10 protein-coding genes are annotated in these 13,379 nt (G+C 63.0%); 2 read left to right on the forward strand and 8 right to left on the reverse strand.

Translation table 11 applies throughout. From position 1 onward, the window contains the following. Nucleotides 1–144 precede the first annotated feature (144 nt). From JT360_RS12460 to JT360_RS12495, 8 genes are all read right to left on the reverse strand, one after another. Entirely contained in the window at nucleotides 145–2,484 is a 2,340-nt protein-coding gene (locus JT360_RS12460) for a Tex family protein (protein WP_214471917.1), read from the reverse strand. A gap of 128 nt (nucleotides 2,485–2,612) precedes the next feature. Next, complete coding sequence (locus JT360_RS12465; protein ID WP_214471918.1) at nucleotides 2,613–3,794, reverse strand: serine hydrolase domain-containing protein; 1,182 nt, start codon at nucleotides 3,792–3,794, stop codon at nucleotides 2,613–2,615. A 44-nt stretch (nucleotides 3,795–3,838) separates the two neighbouring features. Further along, nucleotides 3,839–5,035: a serine hydrolase domain-containing protein gene (locus JT360_RS12470; protein ID WP_214471919.1), complete on the reverse strand. Its 1,197-nt coding sequence runs from the start codon at nucleotides 5,033–5,035 to the stop codon at nucleotides 3,839–3,841. Nucleotides 5,036–5,236: 201 nt separating this feature from the next. Next, entirely contained in the window at nucleotides 5,237–6,271 is a 1,035-nt protein-coding gene (locus tag JT360_RS12475) for an ABC transporter substrate-binding protein (protein WP_214471920.1), read from the reverse strand. Nucleotides 6,272–6,294: 23 nt separating this feature from the next. Next, nucleotides 6,295–7,095: an ABC transporter permease gene (locus JT360_RS12480; RefSeq protein WP_214471921.1), complete on the reverse strand. Its 801-nt coding sequence runs from the start codon at nucleotides 7,093–7,095 to the stop codon at nucleotides 6,295–6,297. After that, nucleotides 7,088–8,008, reverse strand: coding sequence for an ABC transporter permease (locus JT360_RS12485; RefSeq protein ID WP_214471922.1), 921 nt, complete (start codon nucleotides 8,006–8,008; stop codon nucleotides 7,088–7,090). Before JT360_RS12485 ends, JT360_RS12480 begins: the two co-directional genes overlap by 8 nt. Further along, a complete protein-coding gene (locus JT360_RS12490; RefSeq protein WP_214471923.1) occupies nucleotides 8,008–9,102 on the reverse strand; it encodes an ABC transporter ATP-binding protein in 1,095 nt (364 codons plus the stop codon). The genes JT360_RS12485 and JT360_RS12490 overlap by 1 nt, the downstream gene beginning before the upstream one ends. Nucleotides 9,103–9,343: 241 nt before the next feature. Continuing rightward, nucleotides 9,344–11,023, reverse strand: coding sequence for an amidohydrolase (locus tag JT360_RS12495; protein WP_214471924.1), 1,680 nt, complete (start codon nucleotides 11,021–11,023; stop codon nucleotides 9,344–9,346). A 151-nt stretch (nucleotides 11,024–11,174) separates the two neighbouring features. Between JT360_RS12495 and JT360_RS12500 the strand changes: the two genes are divergently transcribed. After that, a complete protein-coding gene (locus JT360_RS12500) occupies nucleotides 11,175–11,933 on the forward strand; it encodes a TetR/AcrR family transcriptional regulator (protein ID WP_250888770.1) in 759 nt (252 codons plus the stop codon). Between the two features lie 23 nt (nucleotides 11,934–11,956). Next, nucleotides 11,957–12,988 carry a histone deacetylase family protein gene (locus JT360_RS12505; protein ID WP_214471925.1) on the forward strand — a complete coding sequence of 344 codons (1,032 nt, stop codon included), beginning with the start codon at nucleotides 11,957–11,959 and terminating at the stop codon, nucleotides 12,986–12,988. Nucleotides 12,989–13,379: the final 391 nt, after the last annotated feature.

A 13,379-nucleotide genomic window follows, 5' to 3' on the forward strand; every position in this document is an offset into this window, starting at 1 on the left:
CCACCAAGTGAACACCACAAAAGAGGGGGGGGGTAAAAAGTTATAGCAAAACCGGACGTAAAATGCAGGGTGTCCGGGGAGGCAAGCGCGTTGGGGGCAAATGGCAACATCTGGTCCCAGGGCATTGGAGGGAGGTCCGGTATTTTAGACTAGAAAGAGCCACTTCCGCTTCAGCGCATCGGCCAGCGCCGGCGCGAACGCGCCTTGCTGCGCCGGCCGCTCCGGCTGGCGCTGCGGCGCCGGCGAACGCGGCACCGGCCTGCCGCCGCCATTGTCGCGCGGCCCGCCTTTCGGTGCACCGCCCTCGCCGCCATCCCTGCGCATGGAGAGCGCGATGCGCTTGCGTTTGATGTCGACGTCGACGACGCGCACCTTCACCACATCGCCGGCCTTGACCACCTCATGCGCGTCCTTGATGAAACGGTCGGCCAGCTGCGAGACATGCACCAGCCCGTCCTGGTGGACGCCGATGTCGACGAAAGCGCCGAAGGCCGCGACATTGGTGACGGTGCCTTCCAGCAGCATTCCGGGGTTCAGATCCTTGATGTCGTCGACGCCGTCGGCGAAGGTCGCGGTCTTGAAACCGGGGCGCGGATCGCGGCCGGGCTTTTCCAGCTCGGCCAGGATGTCACGCACAGTCGGCAGGCCGAAGCGCTCGTCGACGAAGACGCGCGGGTCGAGCGCCTTGAGCGCCGCACTGTCGCCCATCAGCGAGCGCACATCACGGCCGCAGGCAGCGACGATTTTTTTCGCCACGCCATAGGCTTCGGGATGCACTGACGAGGCATCGAGCGGTTCGCTGCCATTGGCAATGCGCAGGAACCCGGCGGATTGCTCGAAGGCGCGAGGCCCCAGCCGTGGCACTTTGAGCAGGTCCTTGCGGCTGGCGAACGGCCCGGCCGCATCGCGATGCGCGACGATGGCGTCGGCGAGCGACGCACCGAGGCCCGAAACGCGGGCCAGCAGCGGCGCCGAGGCAGTGTTGAGATCGACGCCGACCGCATTGACCGCGTCCTCGACCACCGCTTCCAGCGAGCGGCCGAGCCGGTACTGGTCGACATCATGCTGGTATTGGCCGACGCCGATCGACTTGGGCTCGATCTTGACCAGTTCGGCCAGCGGATCCTGCAGCCGCCGCGCGATCGACACCGCACCGCGCAACGACACATCGAGGCCAGGGAATTCCGCCGCCGCCGTCGCCGATGCCGAATAGACCGAGGCGCCGGCCTCGCTGACGATCACCTTGAGCGGCTTTGGGCCGCCATCGGAAGGCATGTCGGACAGCATGTCCGCGACCAGCTTCTCCGTCTCGCGGCTGCCTGTGCCGTTGCCGATCGAGATCAGTTCGACCTTGTGCAGGCGGATGAGCCTGGCAAGCTCCGCTTGCGTGCCGCGAACATCGTTCCTCGGCGGGAAAGGATAGACCGTCGTCGTTGTCAGCACCTTGCCGGTGCCGTCGACCACGGCCACCTTGACGCCGGTGCGGATGCCGGGGTCGAGCCCCATCGTCGAGCGTGAGCCAGCCGGGGCTGCGAGCAGCAAATCCTTCAAATTGCGGGCAAAGACGTGGATCGCCTCTTCCTCGGCCCGCTCACGCAGGTCGCGCATCAGATCGAGCGTCAGGTGCAGCGACAACTTGATGCGCCAAGTCCAGCCGGCCACCTCCATCAGCCAGCGGTCACCCGGCAAGCTGGCGCCGATGGCATAGGCGTTGGCGATCATCCGCTCGACCGGTTTCACCGGCGAGGTGTCATCCGCATCGACCTCGATATCGAGCGACAGCACCTCCTCGTTGCGGCCGCGCAGCATGGCGAGCGCGCGGTGGCTCGGCACCGTCGCCCAGCGCTCGACATGGTCGAAATAGTCGGAGAATTTCGCGCCGGCCTCCTGCTTGCCGTCGACCACCCTGGCGCGCATGAAGGCGCGGTCTTTCATGTAGGTTCGCAGCTTGCCGACCAGATCGGCATTTTCGGCGAACTGTTCCGACAGGATGTCGCGTGCCCCTTCCAGAGCCGCCTTGGCGTCGGCCACCTCTTCGGTGACATAGGCAAGCGCCAGTTCCGCAGGCACGAGCGAGCGATCGCCGAGAATGGCCTCCGCCAGCGGCCCCAGCCCGCGCTCGCGGGCGATCTCGGCCTTGGTGCGGCGCTTGGGCTTGTAGGGCAGATAGATGTCTTCCAGCTCCGCCTTGGTGGTGGCGGCGATGATCTTGCCCTCGAGCTCCTGCGTCAGCTTGCCCTGTTCCCGGATCGAACCCAGGATGGTGTCGCGTCGCGCGTCGAGCTCGCGCAGATAGCCGAGGCGCTCCGCGAGGTCACGCAGCTGCGTGTCGTCGAGCCCGCCGGTCACTTCCTTTCGATAGCGCGCCACGAACGGCACCGTCGCGCCTTCATCGAGAAGTGCGATCGCCGCGGCCGCCTGTTCCGGACGCGCGCTGATCTCGGCCGCGATGATGGCTGCAATGCGCTTGATGTCGGATGCCATGTCGTTCCTGCTCTCATCGAAAGAGCGGCGACCATAGGCGTAGATGCCTGCCCCGCCAACCGCGACGTTTTCAACCGTCGCAGGCGGTCCACAGGAAACCATGCGGCAACGGAACCGCGCCGGACGATTCAGACCAGTCGGCTCAGCGCCTCGAAGAACGCGACGATCTCGACATCGAGCGGATCATCCACCGGCTCCGGTTGCGACGACATCTTGGCGATCACCACTTCGGTCCTGGGATCGACGTAAAGCCACTGGCCATGGATGCCGATGCCGCAATAGGCGCCGTTCTCATGTCCTGTCTGGTACCATTTGTTGCGGTAACGGCCCTTGGGAAACAGCGGCAGCATCGTGCCGCGCTGCCAGGCGTCCGCATTGCCGCCGGTGCTGGTCGTGTCGCGCACCCAGGCCTCGGGCACGATGCGCCGGCCATTGGCGGTGCCGCCTTGCCGCATCATTTCGCCGACGCGCGCCAGGTCGCGCGGCGTCACCGAAATGCCGCCGGCCGTGCGTGCCGTGCCTTCCATGTCGACACCGATCGAGGCCTCGCTGACGGCACCGAGCGGCAGCCAGAGCTTCTCGCGCATCAGCTCGTTGAAGCGCTGGCCCGACGCCCGCTCCAGCAGCAGGCCGAGCAGGTCGGAATTGGGCGAACGGTAGCGAAAGGTCTGGCCGTGCGGTTCGGCAAGCCGCTGCAGGGTCAGGATGAATTCGCGCAGGCTTTCCGTGCCCCCGCCCGGATTCCACAGCGTGGCGCGGCGATAGCGGGCGAAGGCGCTTTCCGGATCGAGATAGGCCTCCTCGAAATCGAGGCTGACGCTCATGTCGAGCACATGCCGCGCACTGGCATCGCCATAGGCCGAGCCGGCGGCTTCCGGAATGTAGGCCGTCACCGGCGCTTCCGGATCGAACACGCCCTCGCCTTCCAGTATGCCGGCAACGACTGCGGTCAACGACTTGCTGATCGAGAAGATGATGTGGCGGGCGCCGAAATCCATATGCGGCGCGAACCAGTCGCCAATGATCTTGCCGCCTTTCATGACGGCCAGCGCGTCGGTGCTGGAGCGTACGAGGAATTCGGCTGCCGTCTCCGGTGCGCCGGCGACCGAAACCTTTTCGCCGAGCAAACTGCCCATGTCTTGCACCGCCGCTTCGCTGCCGCCCGGCGCCGCCGCAACACGCGCCGTCGGCACCAATTCGCCGAGATTCTGGAACGACCAGCGATTGAACGGATTTTCGCGCCAGTTGGCGAGCAACACCTCGTTGCGGCGGAAGCCGTAGCGGGTCTCGAACGCGGTCTTGCCGGTCATGGCGTTTCCTTCCGGTCTTTTCTTCTTGAGATTCAGGTTGAGATTCAGGCCAGCGCGGCGGCGATGGCATGCACGGCCTTCAGCGTCGCCGTGGAATAGGCGACATTGCTGAAATCCGGATAGGTCGACAGCTTCACCACGACCATTCCCGTGTTCCAGTCGATGTGGATCATCTGCCCGAACACGCCCCGGCACATCAGCGCGCGCGAACGCGGATCCTCGATCCAGAACTGGTTGCGGTAGCTGCCCTCGGGCAGGCTGGGGTTGAAGTCAGGCCCATGCCTGCCGTTGCGTGTCGCCTCGATCCAGTCGGCCGGCACGATGCCGCCGCCATTGTCGAGGATCATTTGGCCGAAGCGGCCGTAGTCGCGCAGCGTCGCGTTGAAGCCGCCATCGGCGAGCGCATAGCCGGCGCTGTCGACGGTGAAGCAGGCGCTCTCGTCGGCGCCGAGCTTTTGCCAGAGTTCCTCGGAAACCAGTTGCGCCAGCCGCTTGCCGGTCACCCGCTCCATGATGAAGGCAAGCACATCCGTCTCGATCGAGCGGTATTCGAATTTCGCCCCGTGCGGGCGGACCGTATCCTTGAGGCCGAGGATCAGCTCGAACATGTGCGAGGGCCAGCGAAAATCCGGATCGCTGCCCGGCGGCACCGGCTTCCAGCCGGTGGCGACATCGACCTGGCCGATGTCGGAATATCGGTCAGTATACTCCTCGGAGAAACGCACGCCCGTCGTCATGTCGAGCACGTGCTGGACGCTGGCGCCGACCCAGCCGGTGGCGCCGAGTTCCGGCAAATAGTCGGTCACCGGCCTGACCGGGTCGATCAGGCCGCGTCCGGCCAATATACCGAACACCGATCCGGTGACGGACTTGGCCATCGACTGCGACAGATGCAGCGTGCGCTCATCCATGCCGTTGAAATAGCGCTCATAGGCGATCCTGCCGTCCTTGAGCACCAGGAAGCCGTCCGTATAGGTCTCGTCGAGCAACCCTGCGAGCGTTGTCGGCCTAGCTTCGCTATCCTCGACCGCCAACCCGTCGAGATCGGCCTCGGCGCGTTCGAGACGGTGACGGTGGCCATTGCCGCGCCAGACTTCGGCGGTCGGCAGAATTTCCCTGATGTGCTGGAACGCCCAGCGGTTCCAGGGCGGCCGGTCCCAGTCGAGCCTCGGCGGCACCATGGCGGGCGGCGAGCCCTGCATGATCAGCGGCCGCGGATCGCTGTTGCGATAGGAGTCCATGAAAGGCCATTCCCGGGAAACGGAAAAGACCCGGCGGCCTAGAGACGGGTGATTTCAGGTCCGTTCGACCTGAAATCTGAATCCGTCTCTAAGTCAGAGAGATAGGGCATGATGTCTGGACAAACGGTGCCCGTTTGTCCGTGAAAACCGCTTCACACTTTTCGGCATCATGCTCTAGCCGCCGGGTCCGTTATGCAGCGATTACTTCTGCAGTTCGGTCCAGATCTTGGTGTAGAGTTCCTGCGTTTCCGGCGGGCACATCTTCTGGAACTCGCCTCTCGGCTTCGCGTCGGCCGGAATGACGACTTCTGGTGCGTCTTTCATGTCGGCAGGCATGTATTTGTCCGACCCGGTGATGGCGTTGGCATAGCGGTGGAAGGCCGAGAGGCCGGCCGCGTTTTCCGGATCCATGATGAAGTTCTGGAACAACTTGGCATTCTCGACGTTCTTGGCTTCCTTGAGAACGACGACATTGTCGCTCCACAGGCCGAAGCCTTCTTTCGGGTAATTGTAGTGGATGGCCGGGTTGGCTAGCCGCTGCCGCAGCGCCGAGCCGTTCCAGTCGCTGGTGGCCTTGAAGTCGCCGGCGTCCATCTTCTCGATGGTGTCGTATTCCATGGCGATCCAGTTCGGCTTGGCCGCCACCAGCAGGTCGCGCACCTTCTTCAGCACCGCCTTGTCGTCGGTGCACTGCTGGCCGCCGGCATATTTGATGGCCGCAAAGATCACGTCGTTCATTTCCGGAACGACGTTGACCTTGCCCTTCAACTCGTCGGGCGTGTTGAAGACGATACCCCACGTATCTGCCGGGCCCTTATAGGCGTTGGTGTTGACGACGACGCCGATCGTGCCCCACGCCCACGGCACCGAATATTTGCGGCCCGGGTCGAATTCAGGATTGGCCCATTCCGGCGCAACGTTCTTGAAGTTTTCCATCTTGCCCGGATCGGTCTCCTGGACGAGACCTTCCTTGATCCAGATCGGCACGTAGGTCTGCGAGGGCACGGCGATGTCGAAACCGGTGCCGCCCTGGCGAATCTTGGCAAGCGCGGTGTCGTTGGAATCGTAGTCGGTGATGGTCACCTTGACGTTGTACTTCGCCTCGAACTTCTTGATCACATCGGGGCTGGTGTAATTGCCCCAATTGTAGATGTTGAGCACGCCATCGGCGCGGGCAAGGCCCGTCGAAGCGAGCAGCGCCAACCCCATGGCGGTCGCGGTTGTCTTCCAGTTCATCGTTCTAGCTCCCATTTTCAGGTTCAGTCTCGTTTCCTGCTGACGAAGAAAAACAACGTGACGATCGCGACCGAAAGCAGCAGGAAAGCGGTCGATATCGCGTTGATCTCGGGGGTGATGCCGCGGCGGATCTGGCCGAGCATGTAGGTGGGCAGCGTGTCCTGGCCGCCCGACTTGACGAACTCGGTGATGACGACGTCATCGAGCGAGATGACGAAGGCCAGCATCAGTCCTGCCAGAATGCCGGGCCACAAAAGCGGCAGCGTGATGCGGCGGAAGGTCTTCCACGGCGTCGCGTAGAGATCGGCCGCGGCGCGCTCCAGCGTCAAATCCATATTCTCCAGCCGCGCCCGGATCGGCAGGTAGGCAAAAGGAATGCAGAACGCCGTATGCGCGGCGACCAGATAGCCGATGCCGGAATAGCCGGTGAAGATCTTGATGCGCGAGAAGAAGATCAGCAGTGCCACGCCGGTGACGATCTCGGGCACCATCAGCGGCTGGTTGATCGCCGCGTATTTGAAGGTAAGGCCGGGATAGGAGGCGGTGCGCGTCGTGGCGAGTGCCGCCATGGTGGCAAAGGTGGTCGACAGGATCGCCGCGATGGAGCCGATCTGGAACGAGCGCAGTGTTGCGTCGATGACCTGCGTGTTCTGGTATGCCGACTGGAACCACTTCAGCGAAAAGCCGCCCCATTCGGAGGTCGAGGTTGCCGCGTTGAAGGCATAGAGCACCAGCACCACGATCGGCAGGTAAAGCACGACGAAACAGGTCGCCGCGATCGCCGTGAAGCCCGGCTGGTGCTTGATGGAAAAGTTGCTAGCCATGACGCACCCCCGACTTGCCGGCATTGCGCACATAGGCAAGCAGCGCCACCATGACGATGATCATCACCGTGATCGACAGCGCCGAGCCAAGCGGCCAATTGCGGCCCTGCCCGAACTGCAATTCGATCAGGTTGGACAGCATCATGTTCTTGCCACCGCCAAGCACGCTCGGCGTCACATAGGCGCCGAGGGCGGGAATGAAGACCAGGATGGAACCGGCGATGACGCCCGGTTTGACCAGCGGGAAAATGATCTTCCGCAGCACCTTGAAGCGTGTCGCGTAGAGATCATAGCCCGCCTCGACGAGGCGGAAATCGAGCTTCTCCATGCTGGCGTAGATCGGCAGCACCATCAGCGGCAGATAGACATAGGCCATGCCGATCAGGATCGCCGTGTCGGTGTAGAGGATCTGGATCGGCGCCGAGATGATGCCGAGCTTGAGCAGGATGGTGTTGATGATGCCTTCGTTGCGGATGATCTGCAGCACGGCGAAAGTGCGGATCAGGAGGTTGGTCCAGAACGGAATGGTGATCAGGAACAGCCAGAGATCCCTGGTCTTTTCGCTGCGCGTCGCCATGAAATAGGCGGTCGGGAAACCGAGCGCCAAGGTCGCCAGCGTCGTCACCACCGCAAGCTTGATCGAGCGCCAGAAGATGGTGACATGCGCGGCCGCGAGCGAAAGCGTGTCGTCGAAAATGTCGCGTTCCAGGAACACCGACGTCCAGGCGTCGGGCGAGAATAGCCATTTCACATCGCCGTAAGCGCCGGGCGTCAGGAACGAATAGACGAGCACGATCAGCAACGGGCCGGTCGCGGCGAACAGAATGACCAGCAGCGCCGGCGCTGACAAAAGCCAGCGGTCACGGACATCACGCCGCTCCGCTGCCTTGGCGACTTCCTCCGCGGTCGCCATCAGTCCCTCAGCACTTGCGCGGCGTCGTTGCCGATCAGGATGCCGACCTTGTCGCCGCGCTCGAAACCGCAGCCTGCGCTGCGCGTGTTCTGCTGGCGCACGGTGAAGGCCTCGCCGCTATCAAGCTGGACATGGATGTGGGTGTCGGTGCCGAAATAGACGATGTTTTCGACCTTGCCCGACAGGTCGCCCTTGTCCTTTGTCAGCTTGGCATGCTCGGGCCTCACCACCACGGTGGCGTTGTCCTTCGGCTGGAAGCCTTCGGCAACCGTCGCCTCGATGGTCGTGCCGGATTTGAGCGTCGCGCGCGCCTTGCCGTTGCCGGAGCCCGATATGGCGGCGATGAGGAAGTTGGTTTCGCCGATGAAGTCGGCGACGAAGCGTTCCGCCGGCTTGTCGTAAATGTCCCAGGGCGACCCGACCTGCAGGATCTTGCCCGACGACATCACCGCGATGCGGTCCGACATGGTCAGCGCTTCTTCCTGGTCATGGGTAACGAAGATGAAGGTGATGCCGGTCTCATGCTGCAGCCGCTTCAACTCGATCTGCATCTCCTTGCGCAGCTTGTAGTCGAGTGCCGAGAGCGGCTCGTCGAGCAACAGCACTTTCGGCTGCGGCGCGAGCGCCCGGGCGAGCGCCACACGCTGCTGCTGGCCGCCGGAAATCTGGCCGGTGCGGCGGCCAGCCAGGGCCTCCATCTTGACCAGCTTCAGCATCTCGGCGACGCGCGCCTTGATCTCGGCCTTGGGCTTGCCCAGCATCTCCAGGCCGAAGCCGATATTGTCGGCCACCGTCATGTGCGGGAACAGCGCATAGGATTGGAAGACGGTGTTGACCGGCCGCTTGAAGGGCGGCAACGGCGCGATGTCCTGGCCGTAGAGCAGGATTTCGCCGGCGGTGGGAAAGTCGAAGCCGGCGATCAGCCGCAGCAGGGTGGTCTTGCCGCAGCCGGATGGTCCCAACAGCGTGAAGAACTCGTTCTCACGGATCGATACCGAGACGTTGTCGAGGGCAGCGACCTGCCCCTCACCCGATCCGAAAATTTTGCTGACGTTTACTACTTCAATCGCATTCCGATCCGGTTTGTCCGGCACGATTACGCCTCACTGTTGACCCCGCTCTTGCTGGCGGAGCTGTTCCCCTGTTGGATGTGACCACACGCCCGGTGGGTTGGCAAGCCCGGCATTGAATCACAGTTCAGTCAGTCATTTGGCTGGAGCGGTTCATCGTTTCACGGAAACGCCGAACCGCTCCATCTCTTTGTTTTCACGCAATTCCTGTGGGAAAACCGTTTCACACTTTCCTGGAATTGCTCTAGCAAGCGGCATGCCATTGTCAGGCTTGGTAGGTGATCTTGCCTCCGCAGATCGTCGTCACCGGGCGCAGCTTGTGCAGATCGGCCGGGGCCGTTTTCTCGATATCGGCCGACAAGACGACCAGATCCGCCATATAGCCCGGTTTCAGCGTGCCTTTGCGATACTCGGCGAATTCGGCATAGGCGCCCTCGACCGTGTATCCGGCAATCGATTCATGCAGCGAGAAGCTCTGGTCCGGGTCGCTTTCTGCCCATGGTTTGCGCATCACTGCCGCCTGAATGCCCAGGATCGGATCGATGGGCGACACCGGCCAATCCGAGGCGAAGACGACATGGGCGCCGGCGTTCTTCAGGGTGCGCCAGGCATAGCTCAGCGGCCAGCGGGCCTGCCCTATGCGCGACACCGTCGGCTCCAGCGGGAAATCCATGGCGCCGGGTGGATGTGGCGGCTGCATCGAGGCAATCACATTGAGCTCGGCGAAACGCGGCACGTCTGACGGGGTGATGACCTCGATATGTTCGACGCGATGGCGGCTGTCGCGCTTGCCATTGGCCTTTTGCGCCGCTTCGTAGCCGTCGAGCACGGCACGCACCGCGCCGTCACCGATCGAGTGGACCGCGATCTGCAGCCCGCGCCTGTCGACGGCAACCGCCAGATCGATGAACTGCTGCGGCGTGAACAGCGGCTCGCCGACCCAGTCCGGACGATCGGCATAGGGCTCGACCATCACCGCCGTCCAGGAATCGAGCACGCCGTCATAGAACACCTTGACCATGCCCGACGACAGCCACTCGCTGTCGTAGCGTTCGGCCATCACGGATGCCTTGTCGAGCATGTCGAGCGTCATGAAGTTCTTGTAGTGGAAGGGTATCTGCACGCGGCAGGGCAAGCCTTCCTCGGCCTCGATCTCGGCCAGCAGTTCCAGCTGGTAGAGATTGCCGTCCATGTTCTGGATCGAGGTGATGCCGTGGCGCGCGCACCAGGCGAGCCCGCGCCGCATGATGTCGCGGTCGGCGGCCCGTTCGGCCGCGGACGGCATCGGGTCGGGCTCGCCGCCGGTCGCCAGCCCCAGCCGCACCCGGCCCTCGCCGGCGAGATCGAGCACCGGACCAAAGGCTTCGCCCTCGCGCAATTCGCCATTGGCCAAGCCATCGTCACCCATGACGATCTCATTGCCCGGACCGAGCGTCTGGCCTTGCAGGATGCCGGCCATGTCCAGCGCCTTGGTGTTGGCCCACATCGTGTGGTGATCGGGAGCGGCCATGACGAAAGGCCGATCCGGCAGGATCGCGTCGAGATGGTGGCGAGTCACCCGCTCGTCGCCAAGTACTGTGTAGTCGACGCCCTGCCCGACCAGCATCGTGACATTGGGCCGTGTCGATGCATAGTCGCGGATCGCCTTTTGCAGCGCCTCGAACCCGTGGACACCCGACAGCTGCAGATGGTCGAGCTCGGCCGCGCCTGAAAACAGATGCATATGGGCTTCGATGAAACCCGGGATCACCGAACCGCCCTTGGCGTCGACGACCTTGGTGGCCGGTCCCTTGAGCTCTTCGATGGAGGCGCGGCTGCCGATGGCGATGATGGCGCCGTCCTTGACGGCAACGGCCTCGGCGGCGGGATTGTCATCGTCCATGGTCAGCACAAGACCGTTGATGACGATCAGATCCGCATTGTGACCCGCACCCGTGACTGACATCGCAACTCCGCGCTTTTGATGACCGACCGTGACCGACAACCCTGCCCAACGACCTGCCGCTCCACCGGAGCGGCGCCATGGAACAAAAATCGATGCCAGTGCGCTGTCTTCGAAATTCCCCTTGTTATCCCTGGGACAGCGTGGATAAAGAATGCGACTGATTATTCGCGTTTGTCAACATGCGGAATTTAGAATGTATTGTGGACAGCACCCCGCGCCTGTGTTGGGGCCGGGCGGGGAACGAGGACATCAAGCAGTGAAGCGCAGTCTCGACCGCAAAACCAGGATAGCGCTCGAACCACGCAAGCAGCCGCGGCAACAACGGTCGAGCAAGGTGGTCGACAGGATACTCGACGCGGCGCTGATCTTGACGCGGGAGCAAGGAACCAAGACGCCGACGACGCTCGCCATTGCGCAGCGCGCGGGCCTGTCGGTCGGTTCGGTCTACCAGTACTTTCCCAACAAGGAAGCCATTCTTCTGGACCTTGCCCGGCGCTGGCTATCCTCCTTCCCGAAGGTGATCGAAAGGCGCATCAAGGTCGCCCCGCCCACAAACCGCGAAGAGTTTCGGCGGGAAGTGCGCAAGCTCTTCACCGATACGTCCAGGCTCTATCTCGACAACGCCACCCTGATGCCGGTGATCGAGGCCATTTCAGGCAACGCCGACCTCCGGCCGATCCAGAACGAATATGACGACCAGATCATCGCCCTCTACGCGGCATGGCTGCGGCATGTGAACCCGGCTCTTGAAGACAAAGTCGCCAGCCGGCTCGGCGTGGTGATGATGGAGGTCGGGCACGCCTGCCGGCTTATAGGGCTGAAAAAAGATCGCAGGACATACGACCTCATCGAGGACGATGTGGAAACCATGTGGCTCGCTCTGGTGAACCCTTATCTCAACCTTGACTGATTCCGCATTTCGAGAGGAATTTTATGAAGACTGTCTATTCGCCGCTTCACGTCGGTCATGCCGGCCAGATGGAACTGGTCACATCAGCCATCGTGCCGGGCTTCGAGAAGCCCTCGCGGGCCGAGTTCATCAAGGCGCGGGTCGAAAGCGAGAAGCTGGGCCCGATCGTCCTGCCGCTCGAGCACGATCTCACCGCCGCCAAGCGCATCCACAAATCAGACTACATCGACTTCCTGCCGACGGTCTGGCCGCAATGGGTGGCCTCCGGCCACGAGGGCACGGCCATGCCCTTCACCTGGCCGACACGTGGCCTGCGCGGCGATGTGCCGCCAAAGCGTGTCGATGCGCTGCTCGGCTACTATTCCTTCGATGCCGGCGCCACCTTCGTCGAAGGCACATGGGCCGCGATCAAATCGTCGTATGACGTGGCGTTGACAGCAGCCGGCCTGGTCAAGGGCGGCGAGAGGTCGGCCTTCGCGCTTTGCCGTCCGCCCGGCCACCATGCCGGGGCCGGCTTCATGGGCGGCTATTGCTACATCAACAACGCCGCCGTCGCCGCGCAGTGGTTCCGCGACCAGGGCGCCAAGCGCGTCTCCATCCTCGACGTCGACTACCATCATGGCAACGGCACGCAGGAAATCTTCTATGACCGCGCCGACGTGCAGGTTCTCAACCTGCATGGCGACCCGATGGTCGAATATCCGTTCTTCCTCGGCCATGCCGATGAACGTGGGGCCGGCGCGGGCGAAGGTTTCAACATCAACTATCCCATGCCCTTCGGCACCGGCTGGGACGCCTGGAACGCCTCGCTCGAAGATGCCTGCGCCAAGCTCGCCGCCTACGCGCCCGAGATCGTCATCGTCTCGCTCGGCGTCGACACTTTCGAGAAGGACCCGATCAGCCAGTTCAAGCTGAAAAGCCCCGACTATCCCAAGATCGGCCGCCGCATCGCCAAGCTCGGCCTGCCGACGCTGTTCGTCATGGAAGGCGGCTATGCCGTCGAGGAGATCGGCGTCAACGCTGTCGGTGTGCTGACCGGTTTCGAGGACCGCTAAGCCTGCGCCCAAAAGCGGCAGCCGCTCTCGAAGAAAACAGACAAGGAAAAGGGCGGCATCAGCCGCCCTTTATACGCTCAGGCCCCTATTAGCCCACCGGAAACAGCCGCTGGCCGATATGGCCAGCTTGCACAGTCCCCGCATTTTCGCATCTCAACGATCACGAAAATCGCCTCCTGAGTCGCTCCTGAGTCCACCAGATTCGATTTTGTCAAATCGCGTTTGATGTCAGATTCATCTGCAGGTAGATTAGACCCGAATCAGCCGGTCCTCGGGGGGCGCGGCGACCACCCAAAGTCTCACGTTCCGGAATTTTTCCGGCGCCAGACGCGGACGGCTTCGCGTTCCCTGAATGGATTCCGTCTGGTTGGGCGCGGCCCCGCGCCTCGTG

It is taken from the genome of Mesorhizobium sp. dw_380 (assembly GCF_018588885.1).
In the GTDB taxonomy this organism is placed as follows: domain Bacteria; phylum Pseudomonadota; class Alphaproteobacteria; order Rhizobiales; family Rhizobiaceae; genus Mesorhizobium.